This is a genomic window from Clostridium sp. MCC328, from assembly GCF_018785465.1.
Lineage (GTDB): Bacteria > Bacillota > Clostridia > Lachnospirales > Lachnospiraceae > Pilosibacter > Pilosibacter fragilis.
The window spans coordinates 1-702 of record NZ_WQPW01000080.1; the positions used below are offsets into that span (position 1 = coordinate 1).

Here is a 702-nt window from a genome sequence, read left to right on the forward strand (position 1 = left end):
CATTCCATGGCCGTTTCCAAATCCCGCGGCACGCCCCGTCCCATCGCATAACATTCGCCCAGGCTATTCATGGCAGCCGGATGGTTCTGCTCTGCTGCTCGTTCGTACCAGCAAATTGCCTTTTTCATATCCTGTTCCACGCCTTCGCCGTGGTCGTACTGCCAGCCGAGCTCATACATGTCATCAGCATTTCCGCCCTCGGCGGCAGCAGTATACCAACGGATCGCTTCCGTCATATTTTGTTCCACGCCTTCGCCGTGCTCGTAGCAGCATGCCAGATTATGCATGGATTGCAAATTGCCACACTGTGCGCCCTGCTCATACCATTTTACGGCTTCCTGCCAATTCTGCTCCACGCCATATCCCCTTTTATAGCACCGGCCAAGATTGCACATGGCACTGCCGTTGCCGCCTTCGGCACTGCGGCGATACCAGTAAAACGCCCTGTCTTCGTTCTGTTCCACGCCTTCGCCGCCCTCGTAGCAGCATGCCAGATTATGCATGGATTGCAAATCGCCACACTGTGCGCCCTGCTCATACCATTTTATGGCTTCCTGCCAATTCTGCTCCACGCCATATCCCATTTGATAGCACAAGCCCAGATTGCTCATGCTAACCGGATTGCCGCACTCCGCACTTCTGCGATACCAGGAAAAGGCCTGCTCCCAACTCTGCTCCACGCCGCGGCCCTTTTCATAGCAG

1 protein-coding gene is annotated in these 702 nt (G+C 55.4%); it reads right to left on the reverse strand.

Annotation, left to right across the window (positions count from 1 at the left end; genetic code table 11):
* Positions 1-702, reverse strand: a 702-nt coding sequence (locus GPK83_RS12125; protein ID WP_215704890.1) for a tetratricopeptide repeat protein, incomplete at both ends; no start/stop codon positions are given.